The 23,921-nt window shown below is 42.8% G+C and carries 14 protein-coding genes; 2 read left to right on the top strand and 12 right to left on the bottom strand.

The features are described 5' to 3' along the window. Positions 1 to 11: 11 nt before the first annotated feature. Positions 12 to 518, bottom strand: coding sequence for a hypothetical protein (locus FO442_RS06605; protein ID WP_144332376.1), 507 nt, complete (start codon positions 516 to 518; stop codon positions 12 to 14). A 147-nt stretch (positions 519 to 665) separates the two neighbouring features. On the opposite strand from FO442_RS06605, the gene FO442_RS06600 reads away from it, so the two are divergent. Further along, entirely contained in the window at positions 666 to 2,882 is a 2,217-nt protein-coding gene (locus tag FO442_RS06600; protein WP_144332375.1) for a M43 family zinc metalloprotease, read from the top strand. Positions 2,883 to 2,948: 66 nt separating this feature from the next. Here the strand turns inward: FO442_RS06600 and infB are convergent, their stop codons facing one another. The 3 genes from infB to rimP form a co-directional block, all read right to left on the bottom strand. Next, positions 2,949 to 5,861 (bottom strand): translation initiation factor IF-2, encoded by a 2,913-nt coding sequence (gene infB, locus FO442_RS06595; protein ID WP_144332374.1) that lies wholly within the window; start codon positions 5,859 to 5,861, stop codon positions 2,949 to 2,951. A 211-nt stretch (positions 5,862 to 6,072) separates the two neighbouring features. Beyond that, positions 6,073 to 7,308, bottom strand: coding sequence for a transcription termination factor NusA (gene nusA, locus FO442_RS06590; protein ID WP_144332373.1), 1,236 nt, complete (start codon positions 7,306 to 7,308; stop codon positions 6,073 to 6,075). 6 nt (positions 7,309 to 7,314) lie between these two features. Then, a complete protein-coding gene (rimP, locus tag FO442_RS06585; protein ID WP_144332372.1) occupies positions 7,315 to 7,791 on the bottom strand; it encodes a ribosome assembly cofactor RimP in 477 nt (158 codons plus the stop codon). A 156-nt stretch (positions 7,792 to 7,947) separates the two neighbouring features. Between rimP and FO442_RS06580 the strand changes: the two genes are divergently transcribed. Further along, a complete protein-coding gene (locus tag FO442_RS06580; RefSeq protein WP_144332371.1) occupies positions 7,948 to 8,820 on the top strand; it encodes an aldose 1-epimerase family protein in 873 nt (290 codons plus the stop codon). 61 nt (positions 8,821 to 8,881) lie between these two features. On the opposite strand, the gene FO442_RS06575 is transcribed toward FO442_RS06580, so the two are convergent. From FO442_RS06575 to FO442_RS06540, 8 genes are all read right to left on the bottom strand, one after another. After that, positions 8,882 to 10,138 carry a hemolysin family protein gene (locus FO442_RS06575; RefSeq protein ID WP_144332370.1) on the bottom strand — a complete coding sequence of 419 codons (1,257 nt, stop codon included), beginning with the start codon at positions 10,136 to 10,138 and terminating at the stop codon, positions 8,882 to 8,884. 36 nt (positions 10,139 to 10,174) lie between these two features. Further along, positions 10,175 to 11,449, bottom strand: a complete 1,275-nt coding sequence (purD, locus tag FO442_RS06570) for a phosphoribosylamine--glycine ligase (protein ID WP_144332369.1) — start codon at positions 11,447 to 11,449, stop codon at positions 10,175 to 10,177. 1 nt (position 11,450) lies between these two features. After that, positions 11,451 to 12,137 carry a phosphoribosylformylglycinamidine synthase subunit PurQ gene (gene purQ, locus FO442_RS06565; RefSeq protein WP_144332368.1) on the bottom strand — a complete coding sequence of 229 codons (687 nt, stop codon included), beginning with the start codon at positions 12,135 to 12,137 and terminating at the stop codon, positions 11,451 to 11,453. Between the two features lie 63 nt (positions 12,138 to 12,200). Further along, on the bottom strand, positions 12,201 to 13,175 hold the full coding sequence (locus FO442_RS06560; RefSeq protein ID WP_144332367.1) for a hypothetical protein: 975 nt from the start codon (positions 13,173 to 13,175) through the stop codon (positions 12,201 to 12,203). Positions 13,176 to 13,203: 28 nt separating this feature from the next. Beyond that, positions 13,204 to 13,647, bottom strand: a complete 444-nt coding sequence (locus FO442_RS06555; RefSeq protein ID WP_144332366.1) for a GNAT family N-acetyltransferase — start codon at positions 13,645 to 13,647, stop codon at positions 13,204 to 13,206. 1 nt (position 13,648) lies between these two features. Further along, positions 13,649 to 21,010 carry a T9SS outer membrane translocon Sov/SprA gene (gene sov / locus FO442_RS06550; RefSeq protein ID WP_246073834.1) on the bottom strand — a complete coding sequence of 2,454 codons (7,362 nt, stop codon included), beginning with the start codon at positions 21,008 to 21,010 and terminating at the stop codon, positions 13,649 to 13,651. Between the two features lie 40 nt (positions 21,011 to 21,050). Then, positions 21,051 to 21,629, bottom strand: coding sequence for a Holliday junction branch migration protein RuvA (ruvA, locus tag FO442_RS06545; protein ID WP_144332364.1), 579 nt, complete (start codon positions 21,627 to 21,629; stop codon positions 21,051 to 21,053). 12 nt (positions 21,630 to 21,641) lie between these two features. Then, positions 21,642 to 23,906 carry an NADP-dependent malic enzyme gene (locus FO442_RS06540; protein WP_144332363.1) on the bottom strand — a complete coding sequence of 755 codons (2,265 nt, stop codon included), beginning with the start codon at positions 23,904 to 23,906 and terminating at the stop codon, positions 21,642 to 21,644. Positions 23,907 to 23,921: the final 15 nt, after the last annotated feature.

Genomic DNA, 23,921 nt, shown 5'->3' with positions numbered 1-23,921 from the left:
ATATGCTCCTGCTAGCTTCCGCCGCCACCTCCCCCGCTGGTGCAATGACGATAGACAATATCAAATTTCATTACGGTTGTGTAAAGCATTCCAACAGCGGTCCACTCGACTCTGAAATTATGAAGCGATGCAACCGAATACCCGGAAGGAGCAATTGAAATCGCCTGGCTTAACGCATTGCTCCACAAAGTATTCTGATCTGCAATGGATACTGTGTCAAATTCAGGGACGTATATGGGAGTCCCGCCATTCTTAATTATTTTGTCCGTTTTGTAAGAATACGTTTCAGAACCGCTACAGCTGGAAGTATTGCAAAGCCCCACTTCATTCAGATCAGACGCTGCAGTAATACCATCTACATCCCGCCAGGGTGAACAATGCAATGTTTTGGTGTTATTCGTTTCCTCAGAGATTTTGTGTGGTTTAACAGGTTCTATCCGATCCTTATTACAACCCAATGCAATTAGAAAAATTGCTCCTGCAGTCAGTACAACTGCCTGTTTAATAGGTGTTTTCATAAAAAGTAAATAATGGTTTATAACCGTCAATTTATTCATTTCCCGGGAAATAAAAAACTTTGTCAAAAAATTCTTCTCATCAGCAATCCTTGTTTTTATGCAACCAGGTTCGCCGGTTTCGAGTCTAAATTCTGAAACCGAGAGACTATGAAAACAATTTTACTTTTTTTTGCATTGTTCCTGCTCAATTATTCCTTTGCTCAAACAGGAAACTGCGGAACAGATGGTATGCACCGTGACTTGATCAACCGATTACCCGGATACGAAGAAAAAGTAAATCAAAATAACCGGAATCTGTATGAATTTTTGATCTCCGGTTCCGGAAATGAACAAGAAAAAACAACCTACACCATTCCGATCGTATTTCATATCATGCACCAGGGTGGTCCTGAGAATATTCCAGATGCGACAGTAATACAGGCTGTGGACCAGTTAAATCAGCGTTTTCAAAATTCAGGACCGTATTTTGACGCAAGCGGTCATCCGGCAGATATTCAATTCTGTTTGGCATCAGTTGATCCCTGGGGAAATCCGACAACCGGAATTACGCATGATTATTCTTCGATCCTGACCCTGAATTATTACGATTATGTTCAGGACTGGACCTTCAAAACACAAAACCGGTGGAACCCTCTGTTGTATTTGAACGTTTGGACAGTCGGAAATATCTCTGTCGACCCATTTCAAAATCCATTAGGTGTCGGAGGTTACGGTACTTTTCCCGGATCACCAATAGAAACGGATGGGATTGTAGGGCGTTATAATTTGTTCGCCAATAATTCCTCACTTCTTACGCATGAAGTGGGCCATTATCTGAATTTATACCATACGTTCAGTAATGATTGCACCAATTTCAATTGTATGACAGATGGAGACAGAGTGTGTGATACTCCTCCCGATATGTCAAATGACAATACGTTGTGTCAGGGAAATTCCTGTTCAACGGAAATGAGTGATACTTCCGGATTCAACCCGTTCACCAGTGATGTACAGGATCTACCCAATTATATGGATTATACATCTTGCCCCTTGTCATTTACACAAGGCCAGGTCAACAGAATGCAGGCAGCTCTCACACTTTTGAGATCAACTCTTTTACAATCAAACGGTTGTGGAATGCATCCGGGCGGTACCGTCCCCGTTGCCTCCTTTACAGTGGATTCATCGGCTTTCTGCAAGGGAACAGGAAAATATGGATTTCATTCAACCGGAGCAAATTGTTTGTATGCAGCATGGGATTTTGACGGGAACGGAACCATCGATACGGTGGGCGAGCAAGTTGTTCATCAATTTGCCGGTTCGGGAATATATCACGTTAAATTATACGTAAGCGGTTACGGCGGATCGGATACTTTGACCCAAACTATATACGCCTTTGTAGCTCCGACACCTTATTACCCCATTTCCGGAAGTATTTCGGGAACTTCCCTCGATCCGATCCTGCATATTCCGTATGCTTGTATCGGTGCGCAGATCAGTATGGGTGGAGTTCCGGGAATGAGCAGTTATCAGTGGAGTAATGGCGCAACAACTCAAAACAGTGTCTTTAACATTGATAGTACTACCGAACTTTCATTAACCGTTACAACTTCATCGGGAGAACAATTGCATTCATGTCAGCCGTTTAAAATCGGAGTAAATCCACGGATTCACTTATCTATAGATGTTGGTGCAGACACGGTAGCTTGCGGTGAGCTGGTTGTATTACGCTGGTATCCGATTCCGTATTGGTTTCCTGCAACAAATACCTGGTACCGCAATGGAAACTGGTTTTCTGAAAATCAAACCGTGTTAAGTAACTATGGAACACCTGCCGGAGATCAATTGGTTTGGGTAGCAAATAATGTAGACCCGATCGGTTGTATCACAAACAGCGATACCGCACACTTTTATGTCAGAGACCACATTCCTGTTTCCTTGAGTTTTGATGGAACAACACTGAGAACAAGTCACGATTGCATTGCGAATATTTGGTACCGGGACGGTGTTCAAATCACCGGTTCGGACAGTTCTTTGCTCGTGACACAGAACGGTTGTTATTGGAGTAAATGTATCGATTGTGCTTATTCTACTACGGACACTATTTGCATTACCAATCTTTCATTGAACGAATACCTGGCGGACACGGAAATTCAGTTGTTCCCTAATCCGTTTTCAAAAACATTGACTATTCGATTTTCAATCCCACAGCAAAACACCCGGATAGAACTTTTGGACCCTACAGGTAAGTTAATACAACAAGCAATCATGAATGGAAGTGACTTTTCGTTGAAACGGGAAAATCTGGCGGACGGTGCTTACTTGATCCGTGTGTACAATGATCTCACTCATCTGAACCAAGTTGAATTCGTGGTGATTGAATAAACCCATCCTATAAACACGTAGGGGCGCGATTAATCGCGCCCCTACGTGTTTATATTGTATTTTCAATTACAATTTTCTTGCAACTTCCACTTCTTCGTAAGCTTCTACTAAGTCGCCGATTTTGATATCATTGAATTTATCGATATTCAAACCGCATTCGTAGTTGTTCTTCACTTCTTTCACATCGTCTTTGAAACGCTTCAATGATCCAAGAACACCGGTATGAATCACAATTCCATCGCGAATAACACGGATTTTGGATGTGCGTTTGATGATTCCATCCATCACATAACATCCTGCAATCGTCCCCACTTTCGTAATTTCGAATGTTTCGCGGATTTCCGCCGTACCGATTACTTTCTCTTCGATATCCGGTGACAACATTCCTTCCATTGCAGCTTTCAACTCGTCGATTGCCTTGTAGATTACGGAATACAAACGGATATCAATTTGTTCCTGTTCAGCTAATTTACGTGCTGCAACTGACGGCCTTACCTGGAATCCAATCACGATCGCATCAGATGCTGAAGCCAGATTCACATCTGCTTCGGTGATTGCACCAACTCCTTTGTGAACGATATTCACCTGGATTTCTTCGGTAGAAAGTCGCAACAATGAATCGGACAATGCTTCAATGGATCCATCCACGTCACCTTTAACGATCAGGTTCAATTCCTTAAAGTCTCCAATCGCCAAACGACGACCGATCTCATCCAAAGTAATGTGCTTGTTTGTACGGAGACCTTGCTCACGATACAACTGCTCCCGTTTCGTAGCAATTGCTTTCGCTTCGCGTTCGTCATCCATGACATGGAAGGTATCTCCGGCAGACGGTGCACCATTGATTCCTAAAACAGATACCGGTTGAGAAGGACCTGCTTCTTTCAAAGCTACTCCATGCTCATCATGCATTGCACGAACACGACCATAGTTACGGCCTACCAATACCACATCTCCAATTTTCATGGTTCCCGCATGTACCAGCATGTTTGTAACGTATCCTTTTCCTTTATCCAAAGAAGATTCGATCACTGTTCCGACTGCATTCTTATTCGGATTTGCGCGCAGGTGCAGAATTTCTGCTTCCAACAATACTTTATCCAACAAGGCATCAATATTCAAATTCTGTTTTGCAGAAATTTCCTGGCATTGGTATTTTCCACCCCATTCTTCTACCAGGATATTCATAGCAGAAAGTTGTTCGCGGATTTTATCCGGATTTGCTCCCGGTTTATCAATTTTGTTAATGGCGAATACCATGGGTACGTTTGCAGCCTGAGCGTGCGAGATTGCTTCTTTTGTCTGAGGCATCACGTCGTCATCCGCCGCTACAATGATAATCGCAACGTCCGTTACCTGGGCACCACGGGCACGCATGGCAGTAAAGGCTTCGTGACCTGGTGTATCCAAGAAAGTCATTTTTCGGCCATCTTTCAACGTAACCGAGTAAGCACCAATATGCTGCGTAATTCCCCCGGCTTCACCGGCAGTCACGTTTGCATTCCGTATTTTATCCAATAAGGAAGTTTTACCGTGGTCAACGTGACCCATTACCGTAATAATCGGCGGACGATCGATCAGGTCTTCTTCTTTGTCTTCCACTTCCGGAATCGCTTCCTGAACATCTGCAGAAACAAACTCGGTTTCAAACCCGAATTCTTCCGCTACGATTTGAATGGTTTCAGCATCCAATCGCTGGTTGATCGAAGCAAAGATTCCCAACGACATACAAGCTGAAATAACCTGTGTCGGGGAGACGTTCATCATCGATGCCAATTCTGACACAGTAACAAACTCTGTCAACTTCAGGATTTTTTCCTGAAGTTCTGCTTCCATTTGCTCTATCTCACGACGTTGCGCGCGGTCATCCCGTTTTGCACGACGGTTCTTGGATGCTTTCGATTTACCTCCCTGGGAAGATAAACGAGCCAATGTGTCTTTGATTTCTTTTTGGATGTCCTGTTCAGAAACGGCAGGTTTATCAATCGGTCCACCTTTTCTGAAGTTATTTCCGGTGCCCCGGTTGAAGTTTCCGCCACCCGGACGGTTTCCTCCCTGACCTTGTCCACCCGGACGATTTCCGCCACCTGGTGCTCCCTGACCACCTTGCGGATTCGCTCCCGGAGTTTTGGCAACATCCACTTTTTTGATGCGTTTGCGCTTCTTGCGGTCATCACCCGGACGAGAAGAGCCAACCGATTTCGGTTTCTCAACAGGCAATTCAATTTTTCCCAATACCGTTGGTCCGGACAATTTTTGTCTTTCTACACGAATTGTTTCTATTTCTTTTGGAGCTTCGGGTTCCGTAGCCGGTGTTTCCTTCGCTTTTACATCTTCTTTTTCAGGGACAACAGGCGCAGCCGGAGATTTCGGATAATCGCTTTTATCGATAGGTCCGTCCTCTTTCTTGCGCTTGTCCGGTCTTGTTTTGGTATTCAACTTATCCAGGTCGATCTTTCCGATAACCTGAATTCCGCCATCAGCAGACTGAGCAGCCGGTTCTTCCTGGGCGTGCTCGCTCTCTGATTTTGGTTTCGTTTCTTCAGCCGGTTTCTCAACAGCAGGTTCAGGTACGTCAGCTGACGGCTTCTCCTCTGCTTTTGGAGTTTGTGGCATCGCTGAAGCTGTCGGCGACATGCGATCAACTTTCGGAGTAACAACAGGTGCAGTTTTTGTTTGCTCTGACGGAGTGTTATCAAAATCTTCCTCGTCTTCGTGAGCCTTCGGTTCGTCTTTGATATCGCGTAAAGTAATGGTCTCACGCTTCTCTCTTTTAACTGCTGTCATTTTGGATTGCTCCTTTAAATTTTGATCAGCTGCAAATTGAGTGCGCAACATATCATACTGCTCCGGATCCAACTTCGTATTTGGATTGGAGTCAATAGCCTGTCCCTTCGACGCCAAAAAGTCGACGATCGTAGAGATCCCTACATTCAATTCTCCTGCTGCTTTTCCTAAACGCTGTGTTTTACCAGACATATATTATTTGCTTCTTTTAATTAATGTTCCTCCAATTGTTATCAGAATGAACAGTTTTGCTGTGTAAAGATAGTTAGTGTTGACCAGATTTAGGTGAAAATCGGTCAGGTATTTTTTACCCGACCGAAATCCCAACCTATTTTATTCTTGTGAAACTTTGTTTTTTACAACTGCGCTAACGCTCGTTGTGTTTTCAAAAGCTTCGCTTTTCTTATTCAAATTCCGAGCGAAGGATACGCAATACTTCCTGTATTGTTTCTTCTTCCAGGTCCGTGCGCTGAACCAAATCTTCCACGGTCAGTTCCAACACAGATTTTGCCGTATCACAACCAACTGCTTTCAACTCATCCAGGATCCAGCTGTCAATTTCATCTGCAAACTCTTCCAAGTCAACATCTTCATTATCAGATTCCCCATCGCGGAATACATCGATTTCATATCCGGATAATCTTCCTGCCAAACGAATATTGTATCCTCCTTTTCCGATAGCCAGGGAAACCTGGTCCGGCTTCAGGAATACGCTTGCACGTTTTTCTTCCTCATCGATTTCGATGTTGGTAATTTTTGCCGGAGACAGTGCACGCTGAATGAATAATTTCGGGTTGTTCGTGAAGTTGATCACATCAATGTTCTCGTTGCGCAACTCACGAACGATTCCGTGGATACGGGAACCTTTCATACCAACACAAGCTCCAACCGGATCGATCCGGTCGTCGTATGATTCAACGGCTACCTTTGCTCTTTCTCCCGGTTCGCGAACAATGCGTTTGATTGTAATCAATCCGTCAAAGACTTCAGGGACTTCCAACTCGAACAAACGCTCCAGGAATTCCGGTGCGATACGTGAAAGGATAATTACCGGTGAACTGTTGCGCATATCTACTTTCGAAACAACTGCACGAATAGATTCACCCTTCTTAAAGTAATCCGAAGGAATTTGCTCTGATTTCGGAAGAATCAACTCGTTGTTTTCATCATCCAATACCATGATCTCTTTCTTCCAAACCTGGTAAACTTCACCGGTGATAATTTCACCGATACGCTCCTTGTATTTCTTGTACAAATGGTCTTTCTCCAATTCCAAAATACGCGAGATCAAGTTCTGACGAAGTGACAAAATGTTTCTGCGACCGAAATCATTGAAACGGAATTCTTCTGATACCTCCTCACCGATCTCAAAATCCGGCTCGATTTTAATGGCATCCGAATAAGCGATCTCCGTGTTTTGATCTTCGACCTCACCATCCGCAACAATTTCCTTGTTCACGAAAATCTGAACGTCTCCTTTATCAATGTTTACAATCACATCGATGTGCTCATCCGTGTTGAATTTTTTCTTCAACATTGCACGAAATACGTCTTCCAAAACGTGTTGCATCGTTTGTTTGTCGATGCTTTTGAGTTCTTTGAACTCGGAAAACGATTCTACTAGTTCCAAGCTGTTCATAGCTTCTTATTTAAATGAAATAACAATTTTTGCTTCGTTTATATCTGAAAAGGCGATCTTGTTTTCAATCACCACCAGTTCCTTTTTCTTTTTGCCTTCAATCGCTTGCTTTTCTTCTCGTTCCAATACAATTCCAGCTTCATCAACAGAAATCAACTTTCCCGTTACTTTTTCTTTCGATTTCAATTTCACATCCAGGTCACGACCAATGTTTTTTACATATTGAGCATGAACGCGTAAAGGCTTGTCCAATCCTGCGGAAGAAACATGCAATTCAAAATCGGCATCTTCCCGGTCTAAATTGTGTTCAATGTTTCTCGAAACCGACATGCAGTCTTCAATCGAAACATTTCCTTCTGTTTTATCCAGCTCCAGGCGAATCACATTGGAAGCACTGATCGTAAGCTCTACAATGAATAAGCGTTCATCGCGGTCTTTGATGCGCTCTTCTGCTAATTCCCGTACTTTTTGTTTTGAAATCATGTGAGATAAAAAGAGGGGACTTGCGTCCCCTCATTTGTGTTTTTAACCTTAAATGTGATGCAAATATACGCATTTTTTATTGATTTCCAACTATAAGGGTCGAAAATTGTTTCATTCGGCGGGTTTCCTTTTCAAATTAACTATTTTTAGAAATCTATGGATTCAAATCTCAAACTCCAAAACCAATTCCTGCGAGCGGAAATCAATTTGTTTGGCGCCGAACTCATTTTCGTCGGAACCGAAAAAACCGGAAACGTCCTGTGGTCCAAACAAACCGGTCATTGGAACCGGATAGCGCCAAATTTATTTCCTATCGTCGGCCGGTTAGTCAATGACAACTATATGTTTCAAGGGAAATCCTACCATATGACCCAACATGGTTTTGCACGCGACCGGGAATTTGAGGTAGTAGAACAAACCGAGAACTTGGTTCGTTTGCGGCTGAAATCAGATACTCAATCGATGGATCTCTATCCCTTTTCTTTCATCTTCGACGTGTGTTATTCCCTAACTGAAAATGGAATTACTATTTCCTATGAAACGCAAAATACCGGAAATGAACCGATGTACTACTCGGTCGGCGGGCATCCGGCTTTCGATTTACAGGAACCTTTGGAAAATTATTACCTGGAGTTTGATTCTGCAATTCAATTGGAACGACAAGAATTAAGCGGTGGCTATTTCTCAGGAGAAACTGCTTACTATGGAGTTTCCAATCATTTGAACCTCGGAGACGAATTATTTGAATCGGATGCATTTGTATTAAAAACCCCACAATGTCAATCCGTTTCCTTAAAACATACGGATGGAAAAACACTTGTGCAGATGAGTTGTGACTCCTGGACCGGGATTGGCTTCTGGACAAAAAAAGATGCCCCCTTCATTTGTATTGAACCTTGGTGGGGCTGGGCTGACCATGCAGATACAAACGGAAACCTGGAAGAAAAGAAGGGAATTATTCAAGTGGAAGCAGGTATGTCGGATCGTAAAAATTACCGGATTGAAATTCCAATGATTCCAGGAATGTAATGAGGGCGGTTTCCCGAACACCATTTCCCAGCAAGTTAGTAAACTTGCTAACAACCTTTTTCTAGCTAATTGACTCCAACCGGATTATCTCAATCCTGCGATCCGTTACTTCTTCTACGATCAGGTTCCAATGTTCACTTTCTACTTCTTCCCCTCCTTGCGGAATGGTTTCCAACTCATGAATAACCAATCCACCCAGTGTTTCGTAAGAATCTGATTCAGGTAATTTCAACCCGTAAGTCCGATTCAGGTAAGAAATTTCTGCACGCGCTGAAAACCGGAAGGTATTTTCATCAATCTGCTCTTCCAGCCAGGTTTCATCGTCGTGTTCGTCCTCAATTTCACCAAAAATCTGTTCGATCACATCTTCAATAGTTACCACACCGGAAGTTCCTCCATATTCATCTACAACGACTGCAATCGACTGGCTTTGCTTGGTGAACAATTCCAACAACTCTTTTCCCGGCATAGCTTCCGGAACAAAAGAAATTGGCCTGAGTATTTGTGTGATCGCAGTCGGTTTTTTGAACAATTCGTAGGAATGTACATACCCGATGATATTATCCACAGAATCACGATATAACAGCAATTTGGACAATCTTGTTTCCACGAATTTCGCCAGCAGGTTCTCCATGGTTTCTTCCACATCAATTGCTTCGATCTCCATTCTGGGAACCATGCAATCACGGGCTCTGATTTTTGAGAAATCAAGTGCATTTTGCAGGATCTGAATCTCATTTCCAAGATCTGCTTCATCCTCCATCCGGTCGTTTACATCCTGGACAAAATGCTGCAAATCAACCCGTGAAAGTACTTTTTCGGATTGTTCTATGCGAATTCCAACAATGCGCAACAAACCATTACTCATCCAAACGATCAATTTTGTCGGAATATATAAAATCCAATATATCAGCAACATGGGAGATGCTCCTAAACGGAAAATCCCATTCGGATTAATTTGGAAAATGACTTTCGGGAGGAATTCTGCAACAGTTAAAACGATAAGCGTAGAGATGATTGTCTGAAGCAGAACGATCAGGTAGCCTTGTTTGATTCCCCAGGAATCGATCAAGGGATCAAGCCAGTCTGCCATATACATTCCATAAATGACAATTCCAATGTTGTTTGCTATCAGGAGTGTTGCTAAAAAATGTCCGTCATTTCCGTAGAAAACATCCAATAGTTTACTATACCAGGAATTTTTTCCGCGATCCAGTTCTACTTTCAAGCGATTGGAAGACACAAAGGCGATCTCCATTCCTGAAGAATATGCAGAAAATAGTAGTGACGCGATAATAATGATGACGGCAGGATCCATTCAGCTACTGAAAGCGATGAAGTTACTAAAAATCAATCAGACTACATCGAATCCGATGTCCTTTCTGAAGTATGCTTTGTCGAAAGAAATTTTTTCAATACTTGAATAGGAACGTTCCAATGCTGCTTCCAGGTTCCTTCCATAAGAAGTAACTGCCAGAACACGACCTCCGTTTGACAAAACTACCGGGCCGTCACTTGAAGTTCCGGCATGGAAAACCAAACTATCCGTCACGCTGTTGATCCCGTTGATCACTTTTCCTTTTTCATAAGCATCCGGATATCCACCCGAAACCATCATAACGGTACACGCACTTCGCTCTTCGAATTGAATGTCACATTCCGAAAGGGTATTGGTAGCAACACCTTCCAGTAAATCAATCAAATCGGATTTCAACCGCGGCATCACCACCTCTGTTTCAGGATCTCCCATGCGACAATTGTACTCGATCACATAAGGTTCCCCTTTTACATTGATCAGTCCAAAGAATATAAATCCTTTGTAAACAATTCCATCTTGTTTTAATCCTTTAACCGTTGGAATAATGATTTGATTTTCAATCTTATCCATGAATGTCTTGTCACAGAACGGAACCGGTGAAACCGCTCCCATTCCCCCGGTATTCAAACCTGAATCACCTTCACCGATGCGTTTGTAATCCTTGGCTTCCGGGAGGATTTTATACGAATCTCCATCTGTCAAAACAAAAACGGAACATTCGATTCCTTTTAGAAATTGTTCGATCACAACGCGGGAAGATGCATCTCCGAATTTGGCATCGGCGAGCATACTTTTCAATTCATTTTTGGCTTCAGAAAGTGTTTCAGGAATCAAAACTCCTTTTCCTGCAGCCAATCCGTCAGCCTTTAAGACGTATGGAGCTTTCATTCCTTCCAGGAATTTATATCCTTGTTCCAGGGTATCTTTGGTGAAGGTCGCATACTTGGCCGTAGGGATATTGTGACGCATCATAAATGCTTTCGCAAAATCCTTGCTTCCTTCCAATTGTGCTGCTTCTTTATTCGGTCCGATAACAGGAACATTTTTCAACTGGGGATCTGCAAGGAAAAAATCATGAATTCCTTTTACCAAAGGATCTTCCGGTCCGACGATCACCATGTTGATGTTTTCAGCAAGAACAAAAGTCTTAATTGTGGGAAAATCCGTTGCAGACATGTCCACATTTGTTCCATGAAGTCGGGTTCCGGCATTTCCCGGTGCGATAAACAATTGTTCCAAATGTGAACTTTGAGCTATTTTCCAGGCAATTGCATGCTCTCTTCCCCCCGAACCCAACAATAAAATGCGCATATTAACAGAATTTCAAGATTGATTCGAAGAAACGTTTTCCATCCTCATTTGCCAAAGCTGCATCTGCGGCTCTTTCAGGGTGAGGCATCATACCAAAGACATTTCTTCCCGGGTTACAAATTCCCGCAATGTGATGTAATGAACCATTCGGATTACTTGTCTCGGTAATTTGTGCCTCTTCATTCACATAGTGAAACAATACCTGATCATTATCTAAAATCGATTTCATTGTATCTTCCGGGGCGTAAAATCGTCCTTCCCCATGTGCAATCGGAATTTTATATGCTTTGGCAGGATCTAGTCCTTTGGTGATCGCGCTGTTTGAAGTAGCCGGTTTCAGGTACACATTCTTACAGATAAACTTTTGGTTGTTATTATGCAACAATGCGCCTTGCAATAACCCGCTTTCTGTCAAAATCTGGAATCCGTTGCAAATTCCCATTACATAACCTCCTTTGTCCGCGTGGTTCATAATTTCACCCATAATCGGAGAAAGTTTTGCAATCGCACCGGAACGCAAATAATCCCCATAAGAGAATCCGCCCGGAAGAACTACAAAATCTACCCCTTTCAAGCTGGTATCTTTATGCCATAAACGTTCTACTTGTTGGCCCATGATTGTTTCAAGGACATACACCATGTCTTCATCACAATTGGAACCTGGAAAGGTAACAACACCAAATTTCATTGATCTATTTTTGCGACGGAAAGCCCGTCAATTCATGAATGGCAACAAAGTTAGTCAATCTAGTCAGACAACCATGTATGAAATGAGGAAAAATTTAGCAACAGCTATAATTAGGGTAAGGTAAAAAAAGATACTCGCAACCCGCTGCCAAATCCGATGAATAAAGGCAAATGTAAAAAAGAAGCTCAGGGGAATGAAGAGCATACTGAGCCATTCGGACTGTTGATAAATAATGATTTCCGTTACTCCCAAAAGTAAGGTCCCGACCAGAATCCAGATTAAGGCACGATTTAACTTCTTAAATCGAATATTACTCACGCGTACCCGGATCTGGATCCCGATAATGCTCAACAAGAACAGGATAACGATCGTTGCCGATGTTCCGTAAAAAAATACTTCCTCATATTTAATCAACGATGAGTGACGCAAAATCCGGGTCGAAATGGTATGTCCTGAAATCCACCACCAGGTTAAGCCGTTCGCTATCGGAATCAAAAAACCGATGATCATTAAAAGCCACTGTCTGAAACTAAAAGGATGTAACGCCCAGGCGGAAAACCAGAATGGGATAATCAGTGCCGCACTGGGCGGAAGGAATGATGCAGACAATCCGATAAAAAAAGCACTGTTGAATGAAGTCGTCAGGTTCGACTCATGCGTTTTCAATTGGAATAACAGACGTACAGCCTGAAGTAAGAACAAATGGCAAATTAAAACCGCATCAACCTGGTAAAAGGAATGTGAAAAACTCATCAATACGACATAAAACAGCGATGGACCGTAATTATTCCTGTCTAAAAATTCATGCTGGTTGAACAGGAAATTGATTTGAATCGCATTTGCAATAACGATGACCGAAGCAATTATGGAAGTCCACCAGGTGTCCAACAAAGTTGTTTTCCCCCAAAGTCCCAAATCCACTACATCCAACAGGGCATGAAAATGAAAATATCCGTTCAGCAATTGGAATCCGACAACTATTGGAATCAACAAAACCAATACCAATGGACGATTACTCAGAAAAGGACGCAATATCATGCTGCGAATTTAATCGGAAATTTTAGAATCAAAAGAACAAACGGCCATTGACCCATTCAGGGTCCAGGACAGCCTGTTGTTTTTTATAGAATTGGATGGCCGATTCATTCCAATCCAATACCTGCCAATCCATTCGTTTTACACCCCATTTTCTGGCAATCTGCACCACTTCTGCAAATAACCGTGACCCGATTCCTCCTCTCCGGTATTCGGGTTGAATGTAAAAGTCTTCCAAATACAGGCATCTCCCTTTCCAGGTGGAATATGATTGGTAATACAATGCAAAACCGACAACTTCCTGCCGGTTGTTCTCTACCACCAGTGCTTCGCATACTCCATCAACAAAGAGATCGATTTTCAGGTTTTCAACAGTATTCGTAACCTCACCCGGTGCTTTTTCATACAATGCCAATTCGGAAATCAATCCGTGAATGGCGGTTTCATCACCTAATCTGGCAGCACGGATATTCATTTTACAATCCTCCTAAGTTAAACCGGAATCGAATTCCCGTACTCATATTACCTGTCGGGTATGATGTTGCGATTTTCGGATTGGTAATTACTTGATCGTAGTAAAATTGAACCATCAGGTTTGCACCGATATTGTAATCGATCGATGATTTGATCGAAATAACTCTTTGTCCTGCTGTAGCCTGTTCTGTAGATTCAACAATCTTACGGATAACTGTCAGGTTATCTCGGAACGTAAAGTCAAAACGAATATTCAATGGATTCTCCGGCTTGTTTTTTCCGATTTTAAACGGCAACCTCACTTTCGGGAATTTATATCCGGCACCGACCACGATTTCATTTCCTAACACTTCAGTCACCTGGTTGTTATTCAATGAAAGGGTAGCAGAACGATCTTTCTTGATCTCGAATTTCGTTATCAATCCCTGGCTTCCTGCCTTTTTACCACCCAGGTTCCAGGTTGCATCAAATCCAATCAGCGGAGAAAACCGTTCCGAAATAGTCACTGTCTGAATGTTTCTTTCAGCGATGAAATTTCCATTCAGATCGCGAGCCGTTGCAGAACCATTTTGGTCAAATGTTGCATTCAGATTCGATTGCACCTGGCCCAAAGTCACTGTAGAGGAATATGCGTGGCGAAGCACAAAATTCTTCGTCAGTTTTTTCATTTTCTCAAACTTCGCCAATCCGTTGTAATTCACGGTCCAATTCGGTAATGGCATCGCGCTGAACGGATTCACGGAACGCTTGTTCACTTTTCCATTCGTATAGGATGATAAAAACGCACCAATCACAACTTCCTGCTGGGAAATACCATATCCGTCACGGTATCCTCCCGAATTCCCGCTGGAGTTCGTGTTTGAAGCTCCCAACAACTCGGAAACTTGTTTCGTAGTCTCTCTCATTTGTTTGAAATTCCCGGATTCATACCCGGCGGATAATTTCTCAAACGCACTTCCAATGGAGATTGTTGAGTAAGAAAGCGTAGCGGTCTGGAAACGGCTTTGCGACTCAAATCGTTCGGAAAGATCATTGTATCTGAAGAAATCATTCGTGTTCTCAGACATGGTTCTGTTCAAGGACAAATCGATTGTCAAATCCTTCATCGGTTCAAGCGTAGCCCGTCCGGTAAATGTTTGATTGTGCGTAATTGAATGCTGACGGTTTAAGGCCGGATTCTTTACTAACCAATCGTTATCCGCAGCGGTTTGTGCAAAATTGTAGCCGTTTTCTCTACCCGAAACGGTATACGATTGCTGACCAAAAATAAATCCGCCCATTCCGGAACTGAACTGAGGGTTAAATCCAAGGACACTTGTTTTCTGGTTGTACCCCGGCAGCAATGTTCCATCTGTTTGGTTATACGTTCCGGAAACATTTCGAACACTCATCAGTAAGCGCGCTCCAAAACCTGCAATTGGATTTACCTTATTGTTCTTCTTGCGTTTTTGCTGGCGTTCATGCTTGCGTTTTTTGCGCTCCCATTGTCTTCGTTCCTTTTTGGTCATCTCATCCAATGGTTTTGGCGGTTTCAATTCCGTAACAGCCTCTTTCCCCTTATCTTCAGGTTTGGCCCCGCCATCGTCCGCTCCGACAGCTTTTTTCCTCATCGGTGCTCCTCGAGCCGGGCCACCACCCGTGTTTACCTTTTTAAAGAATGGGATTTTATTGTACAAGGTCGTCATATTCGCCTGAAGTGTAGCATTCACTGTTCGGCTGTTCTGCACAATATTTCCGTAATCCGGATTATAAGCATTCGTACCAGGGATTTTTGATCCGTCCTGTCCGAGTGGTGCACGTTGCCAGTTATAAGTCCCTGTATATTTTGCGTTTCCGGTTAGCCAATTTAAGGCAGGAATCAAATTAAAAGGTACATTGTATGAGAATGTGTAATCATGAGTATAGTCCATGGTCTTTCCAAACGTTCTCATTTGCTTTGCAATAGTATCTTTGAACTGACGGTATAAAGTATCGTTTCCTCTGCGGTTTACTTCTCCATCCTGCTCATCGAAAATAGCCCTGTTATTTGCGTTGAAAGTCAGCTTCAGGTTTTTGGTCAAATCCCATCCCAATCGGTAACCTCTGTTCCACTGGAAGTTCTTAACGTATACCGGTTTATACTCAAATGCTCCTGCTGATGTATCAATGGTGTTACGTATCTGGCGCTCGTTATAATTTCGTTGAAGATCATTGGTAAAGCCAAGTGTTTTCGGCAAGTACCCGATGCTGGTTTCTTTAAATATACCCCACCATTTGGATTTTTGCATGAACTTGGTCTTCTTAAATGGTTCGAATGGCTTGTTATCAAACGTATAAGCATACGCCAAGCTACCTTTCCATTGTTTTGTCCGATCGTAATTCGTGTTAAAATCACGATGGAACGTTTCACTGTAACCATAACCTGCCATCCAGTTGGAAATATCATAGAAATGGGCCTTTTTACCTGCCGCCCGTTCTTTGCGAACTCCCTGGAAGTTATAGGATTTGCGTTCGGTATAATCCTGAGCGATCTTAGCGATACTTCTTCTTTGGCCTGCTTCATAGGAGCTCAGTTTAATATCGGGATTGAACGGATCGTATTCCGGATTAATAATTCCGACGGAATAACCATAGAAGAACGGAACCGACAATTTAATACGATTTCCAAAGAACTGCCCCAATTGCAAGTTGGTTTGGAAATCCATTCCGATCTTTTGATTTCGCTGTCTTTCCTGAACACGGGAATCCACTGCTCCCCAGTTTATACCGGAATAATTACCTGAAAGAGAGAAGCTACCAAAGTCTGCAGCCTGAACCTGCATTTGGGCAATCGCAGCCGAACCACCATCGTCTACGAAATCCGTCAAACGCAATTCGTTGACCCAAACCTGTACACATTTTGCAAGACCATCATCTGACCAAGGCGACGGTTGACTTTTACTCGGATTGCGCACCCCGATCATGATCGTTTTAATTCCCTGCAGGTTCGGACTTCCTTTTACTTTAAGTCTTCTGTCCGGATTTGCCGGATCTATAATCACATATTCTACATTTGAAGAAACTCCGGAACCGCTTGCCCCCAATAAATCGTTTCTGCGCTTTTTCAAGTCCAATAAATCCTGGAATACGATTTCCATGTTATTTACTTCGGGCCAAACTGCGTCTGCATTTTTGGTATACCACGGAGTCAAAGATAAGGGAAGCTCATACTCGTAATAGTTGTCAACGAAATCAGTCCCCAAACGAACGAATAAAGTCACATCTTTATCGTGCAGGGTATTCGCCGTAACTTCTTCTGCATGGACGTACATCTTTAATTTTTTGTAGGTACGAACGTCGAACTGAACATTCTTGTAAGCTGCTCTTGCGTCACCATCCTGAAGGTTACAAACATCCAATGTCAGCGCCTGCTCATTCATCTGGCGTTGCTGAGGCTGAGAAGGGTCAATTTCCCGCTGAATTCCCGGAGGGATCTGATATCCGATCGGAATTTTCTCATTGTTTTCTTCAAAATTCAATGCCCCGATATTGAATGTTGTCAGGTTCGGATCCACCTGGATAACTTCTTGCGCAGCCATCAGGTCCAATAAATATTTTCTCCATTCACCGCGAACCAATTCCAACTTGGCAAAACGAACGATTACTTCCTCATCAAATCCTTTCATGAACATCCGGAAGAAACGAATGGATCTGAAATCACGAATCCCGTTAATCGTTCTTTCCGGTTCTCTGAGCGGAACTTTGAACTGGTACCACTTTTCTGTTTTGTTTGAATTCTTTGGCGTAAACGTTACCACACTGGTAATGTGGTTTTTCCCTACAACCATGTCTGCAGGGCGCAAGCTCACTTTGTATTGGAAATATGCCTCTGATTCGGATAAGTTATTGTCCTGGTTGATATCCTCCAAATCCGGAGTATTTCGCGCCTGGGTCGGGTACTTATCGTTATTCATGGTATCAGACATTTCTGTCGTAGCAGAGTTTCCTTCCATCCCATTATACTTTTTATACCGCTGAAGAATATTCAACTCTTGCTGATCATACACATCATCGCGGTAAAAGTTATAATCGTCATTGGAGGGATCGGCAATCATACGTGCCTTTGTTTCGGCAGATAATGTTCCGTTAGCCTGAACCCAATTCACATAACCCGAATAGGAAGTAATCTCTTCCGCTGACTTATATCCATCGATACCTACATCCTGGTTAATACGCGAATTCGGGTCGTTGTCAAATGCGTTCACGATCACCTGTTGGGTAGACACTTTTGCCCATGGCGTAATGACTACCGGGTAATTAGCTCCTGCATATGGAGGAATTCCATTTTCAAAACTTTTTCTTGAATCTGCCAGTACATCTTCCGAAACGTTTCCTAAGTTGAAGTATAAATCTCCACCCGTTAAGTTGGGGGTCGCTGTCATCGCATCCTCGTTAAACGGATCCAAAATCCAGAACTGGATGTATTCCACGTTTGCCTGTTCGAAATCATTTGTTGTCAGGGAACGCATAATTCCTCCCCAATGATCTTCCGGATTGGTAAATGTTCCATCCGCATTCAACGGTGCAATGGTATCGTAGTTATACATTCCACGTTCTTTTGGATAATACCCCAACTCCAAAATCTGGATAGTCGGAATAGCTCCGTAAGTTAGCTGCTGATTCGGGAAAACATCCGTTTGAAGCACCTGGCGCATACGGCTATCGTAGATCTGTGTAGGATCGTCTTTGATATGCTGTGGCGTCAGATTATTGGATTGATAAAAAAGCGGGTCAATTAAATACCAGGCAATTTTTGATCTTTTATATCCATTGGACAAATTCTTTGATGAACCTTCCGGGAACAGGTCTGTTTGACCTTGCGGGGTCGAGGCAAGCCTCCAGCTACTCTGTGTTCTTAAATCAATCGTACTCTGACTTCCTTCGAAATCATCCACATATGAGATCCCCGCTTTTGAAATCGCCTTCGGAGTGCCCGGAATTAAGTGTGCAAATTCACCCTTGAAGGTCATGAAGGATTTTTCCTTTGTGGAAAGAATTGGCAATAAGTCAATGAACTTGGTTAAAAACGGTAATTCCGTTCGGTAATTGATATCAAAACCAATTACGTTATTCTTATACGGTTCACTGCCAAAATCGACTTTCTGAGTAACCGGCCGTTCCATCATCCGAAGCCAGGTAGCCCCAATGTTGAAATCTTTATTAAACCTGTAATTGAGGTGAGTTCCGACCATGGATTTGGACTGGAACCCGAAGACTGAGTTACTTTCAATGGAAATTTTGATGGGTGTATTTGATTCCAATACTCCTGTGTTCAAGATCTTTACGCGACCCAAATTGTAATCTACCGTATAATCCTGTCCTTCTACCATCGGGATTCCTCCTGCGGTAACTTTAACAGCTCCTTCCGGAACGTTCAAAGCATTCAAAGAGATGTCCGAAGTAACGGAAGATTGGTATTCCCCCTTGAATACGAACCGGTTCTTGCTTGGGATTTGCTGAGCGGCCGTTTTCGTCGAGTCATATAGTTCCGTGTATGCAATGGTTTTGGCAATCGTTTCAGGCATTCCCTTCACCATCAGTTTTTGTTTCAGTACTTGCCCAAACGGTTCGGTCGTTGAAAACATGACACGTCCGTTCCTCGTATTGATCGTACCCCCTGTTTCTGCTTTTTGTCCGTTATAAACAATGGGAACGAAATCGAACAATCCATCAGAAAACTGCTGGTTGTTGACATTCAGCCGGTCCATTTCAACCAGCGTGATGATCTGGGTGTCATCCAATCCGCTATACGGGAAAATAGGTGCCAAAACGGATGTCTCCGGGTTATTGTAGAAAATATTCAGCTTAAACCCGGTTTGGTCTACCTGGTATGCACCGATTGAATAGACGTTTTTCATCATCAAATCCCAAATCTTCAAGGTCGGATTGGTGATTGTCGGTTTCAATAATTTTAGCATCAGTGCGCTCTGACCGGCAATACCGTCCGTAGAAAATTCCCCGACCTGATAGGTGGTTCCCCTGTAAGTATATTCATACGCAACCGCCAATACTTCATCGTTATTCAGGGGTTGACTTAAGGAAATAAATCCAAGCAACGCATTATAGGTATATTCAGATTCACTCAACTTTCGGGCATTTTCTACCTTCTCATAGTGAATTGCCTGCTGAAATGGCCCCGGAGTAGCTGTTTGCGAAGAAAGTTCTGCTACAGCTCCGTTAAATCCGCGGATCGCAGGACTTGAAGGACCCGCTGTCAGGTAATTGTAAAGTGCATTTGATTGATTGCTCGGAAACGGAGATGAAGACAAGCCTCCGGGAGCACCCACTAAGTTTTGCGGCTGAGATTCCCCTAAATCCGAAAAGGCAAGGATATTTCTTGAATTTTCCGTGTTATTGACCTTGTTGGTTACCCAAACCTCCATTCTTGTCACATACGTTTCAGAGGCCACATTCGGCATTTGGGACATGGCGGCATCATACTGGTCATGAAAGAACAAATTCAGGAAGTAGTGACGATTTGCTTCGTAATTATCCGCAGTAACCTCATAAGGTTGGATTTGTGCTTTCCCGGTAATATTAATTTCTGTTCTTTTTCCTTTCGATGAGGCACCGATCGCATCGACCGTTAAATCCCCGAAACGCAATTTAGCATAAGCTCCGAACAAAGTTTGAGAACCCGGAATCAAAGCTCCAAACGAAGGAAAACTTACATTCCCCAATTCAATTCGCTGAATGATTTGATCTTCATCTCCGGAATATCCCAATTTCGTTACGTTATCAAAATCGAATGCTGCCTGCGTATTGTAGCTTGCGCTCAATTTCAGTTTTGTCCCGATCTGTCCGACCAAGTTCATCTGTATCTGCTGCTGAAAGTCGAAACGGGTAATTTTTCGCTGTTTTACAGGTAAAATAGGGTTGTCGTAGCGGGAAGTGTTGACACCAAAAGCCAATTCGATCGATCCTTGCGGACGAATGGTAATTTCATCAGATCCGAAGAAGCTGGTAAATACTTTGGATGGGATTTTAATCGGAAACTCCAGCGCCCGGTCTTCTTCTGTCTGAGCGTCAATTTTATCTTTCCAGTTTTCCTTTAATGATTTTTGACGTTCATATTCCAGGTACTCTTCCAGTGTCATCATGGAAGGATTTCGATAATTCAGGTTGGTATTACCCATTGTTTCAGAGAAGATATACTTCCCTGTAACCGGATCAAAGACGATACTTTTCTTTACACCGGAAGGATCTCCCAGGTCAAAAGTTTGAGGATTGTTTTGAGTAGGGTCCAACGGATTGGTAATCGGAAATGGCAATGTAGTATCCGGTGGGGTTTGTCCCCAGAATACAAGCGATACAAAACAGAAAACAACCGTTGAAAACAGTTGCATCACTCTTGTGTAGTTAGCGTTCAAATTTTTTTCCAAGTGTTTATAATATTTTCAGTGCTCCTTTGATTAATTCTTCCACAGTTTCATCTCCGGTGGCAATTTTTTCTATTGCTTTCTCTGCTGATTTTTTGTCAAAACCCAAAGAAATTAAAGCAGTTAACGCATCAAATCGATTTGTATTGTTTCCGACAAAAATATTTGTCGGATCATTCCACTCTACTTTCAACATCTTATCTTTCAAATCGATAATAACCCGTTGTGCTGTTTTTGCTCCGATTCCTTTGATTGCTTGTATAGAACGTACATCTTCCGTTTGTATTGCGTTGGCAATCTCATTCGGCGACATGGACGAAAGCATCAGGATAGCTGTATTGGGTCCGATTCCTGAAACAGACAACAATAAATTGAATACATCGCGCTCTTCGGAAGTTGCAAATCCGAAAAGCAAATGTGCATCTTCCCTGATAATTTGCTGGGTCAACACTTTTACGGATTCCGACGCTCCGATAGACGAAAAGGTATTCAGTGAAATTTTAACGAAATACCCGACACCACCGCATTCGATAATCAGGTTGGTTGGATTTTTTTCAATTAAACGTCCGTTCAAATGTGCAATCATTGCTTTCTGTTTCTACTTGGTTTGTGCATCAACCACGGCAACTTTCACCATGTTTACGATTTCTCTTACAGACGAACCCATTTGCAATACATGGATCGACTTTTTCAATCCGACCAAAACCGGCCCGATTGCATCCGAATCAGTCATTTCCTGAAGTAACTTGTAGGCAATATTTCCCGATGAAAGGTTCGGGAAAATCAAGGTGTTCACTTCTTTATTTGCCAGTTGTGAGAACGAGAATTTTTCATTCATCAACTCATTGTTCAATGCGAAATTTGCCTGAACTTCTCCATCCACAACCAAGGTGGGGTGATTCTCATGCAGGATTTTTACTGCTTCTGCCATTTTTTCGGAATCTTCACCCGGAGCGGAACCAAAGTTCGAATAGCTCAACAATGCAATTTTTGGAATCACCTTGAATTTTCTGAGTGTTTTCGCAACGTTGTGTGTAATTTCAGCAATCTCACAAGCAGTAGGGTTTTTATTGATGGTCGTATCTGCCAAAAAGATAGGACCTCTTTTCGTATTCAGGATATATACTCCTGCTACCGTATTCACGTCTTTTTGCAAGCCAATTACCTGAATTGCAGGTCGAACTACATCCCGATAATTTCTGGTCAATCCAGAAATCATTGCATCTGCGTCACCCATTTCCACCATCATGGCACCGAAATGATTTCGTTCCCGCATCAGCTGAATGGCTTCATATTCTGTTACTCCTTTGCGTTTGCGCTTTTCAAAGAACGATTTCCCGTAAATCTGGCGACGCATCTTTTCGGTATCCGATTTCGGATCGATGATGGTCAGATTCGGAATTTCAATAGAGTATTCCGCAATTAACGATTCGATTACCCGTCGTTTTCCTAATAAAATCGGGAAACAAACTCCTTCTTCGCAGGTTGTTTGGGCTGCTTTCAATATTTTCACATTATCTGCCTCGGCAAAAACCACCCGTTTCGGATTATTTTGAGCTTTGGTTGTAATTTGCCGGACCAGTTTGTTGTCCAATCCCAACCTCTTCTTCAGGGTCATTTCATATTCTCCCCAATCGGTTATTGGATTTTGAGCAATCCCGGATTCCATTGCAGCACGCGCAACAGCCGGTGCAACGTGATAAATCAATCGGGGATCCAATGGTTTTGGAATAATTTGGTCCCTTCCGAAGGAAATGTGTTTTTCACCGTAAGCTTCAATGACTTCTTCCGGAATAGTTTCTTTGGCCAGGTTTGCAATCGCTTTCACCGCAGCCAATTTCATTTCTTCGTTAATCCCGGTTGCTCTTACATCCAATGCTCCCCTGAAGATGAACGGGAATCCAAGTACATTATTCACCTGGTTAGGATGATCGGAACGACCGGTCGCCATGATAATATCATTACGCGTAGCCATTGCATCCTTGTAAGAAATCTCCGGATCAGGATTCGCCAATGCAAATACAATCGGGTTCTTTGCCATGGAAGCCACCATTTCCTTCGAAACGATATTTCCTTTCGACAAACCGATAAACACATCAGCTCCTTTGAATGCTTCCTGTAAAGAGATATCTTTTTTATGCGGAGCGAATTGCTGTTTCATTTCATCCAGGTCCGTTCGTCCTGCATGAATCAGGCCTTTGCTGTCGAACATAAAAATATTGCTTACTGAAGCACCCAAAGCCATGTACAATTTCGCACAGGAAATGGCTGCTGCCCCGGCACCTGAAATAACAATTTTTACTTTACCGATTCGTTTTTTAGCCAATTCCAGAGCATTGAGCAACGCAGCAGCAGAAATAATTGCCGTTCCGTGCTGATCATCGTGCATCAGAGGAATGTCTAACTCTTCTTTTAAACGACGTTCAATCTCAAAAGCTTCGGGAGCCTTAATATCCTCCAGGTTGATTCCTCCGAAAGTGGGGGCAATCGCCTTGACAGTCTGGATAAATAATTCCGGGTCTTTCGCATCGATTTCAATATCAAATACATCAATATCTGCAAAAATCTTGAAAAGCAAGCCTTTTCCCTCCATGACAGGTTTGGAAGCCAACGGACCAATGTCCCCCAGTCCAAGTACGGCTGTTCCGTTCGAAATAACGGCAACCAGATTTGCTTTACTGGTATACTTGTATACATCTGCAGGATTTTCTGCAATCTTCAGACACGGCTCTGCCACTCCCGGAGAATATGCCAAAGACAGATCACGCTGAGATGCATAAGGTTTCGTAGGAACGACCTCGATTTTACCAGGTCTTCCTGAAGCATGATAATCCAGTGCGTCTTGTTTGCGAACTTTTGCCATATAATGAGATTGTAA

Origin of the sequence: Fluviicola chungangensis (assembly GCF_007558725.1) — a bacterium.
In the GTDB taxonomy this organism is placed as follows: domain Bacteria; phylum Bacteroidota; class Bacteroidia; order Flavobacteriales_D; family Crocinitomicaceae; genus Fluviicola; species Fluviicola chungangensis.
The sequence above is the reverse complement of the archived record's forward strand: the minus strand, read 5'-3'. Positions and strand labels throughout refer to the sequence as shown.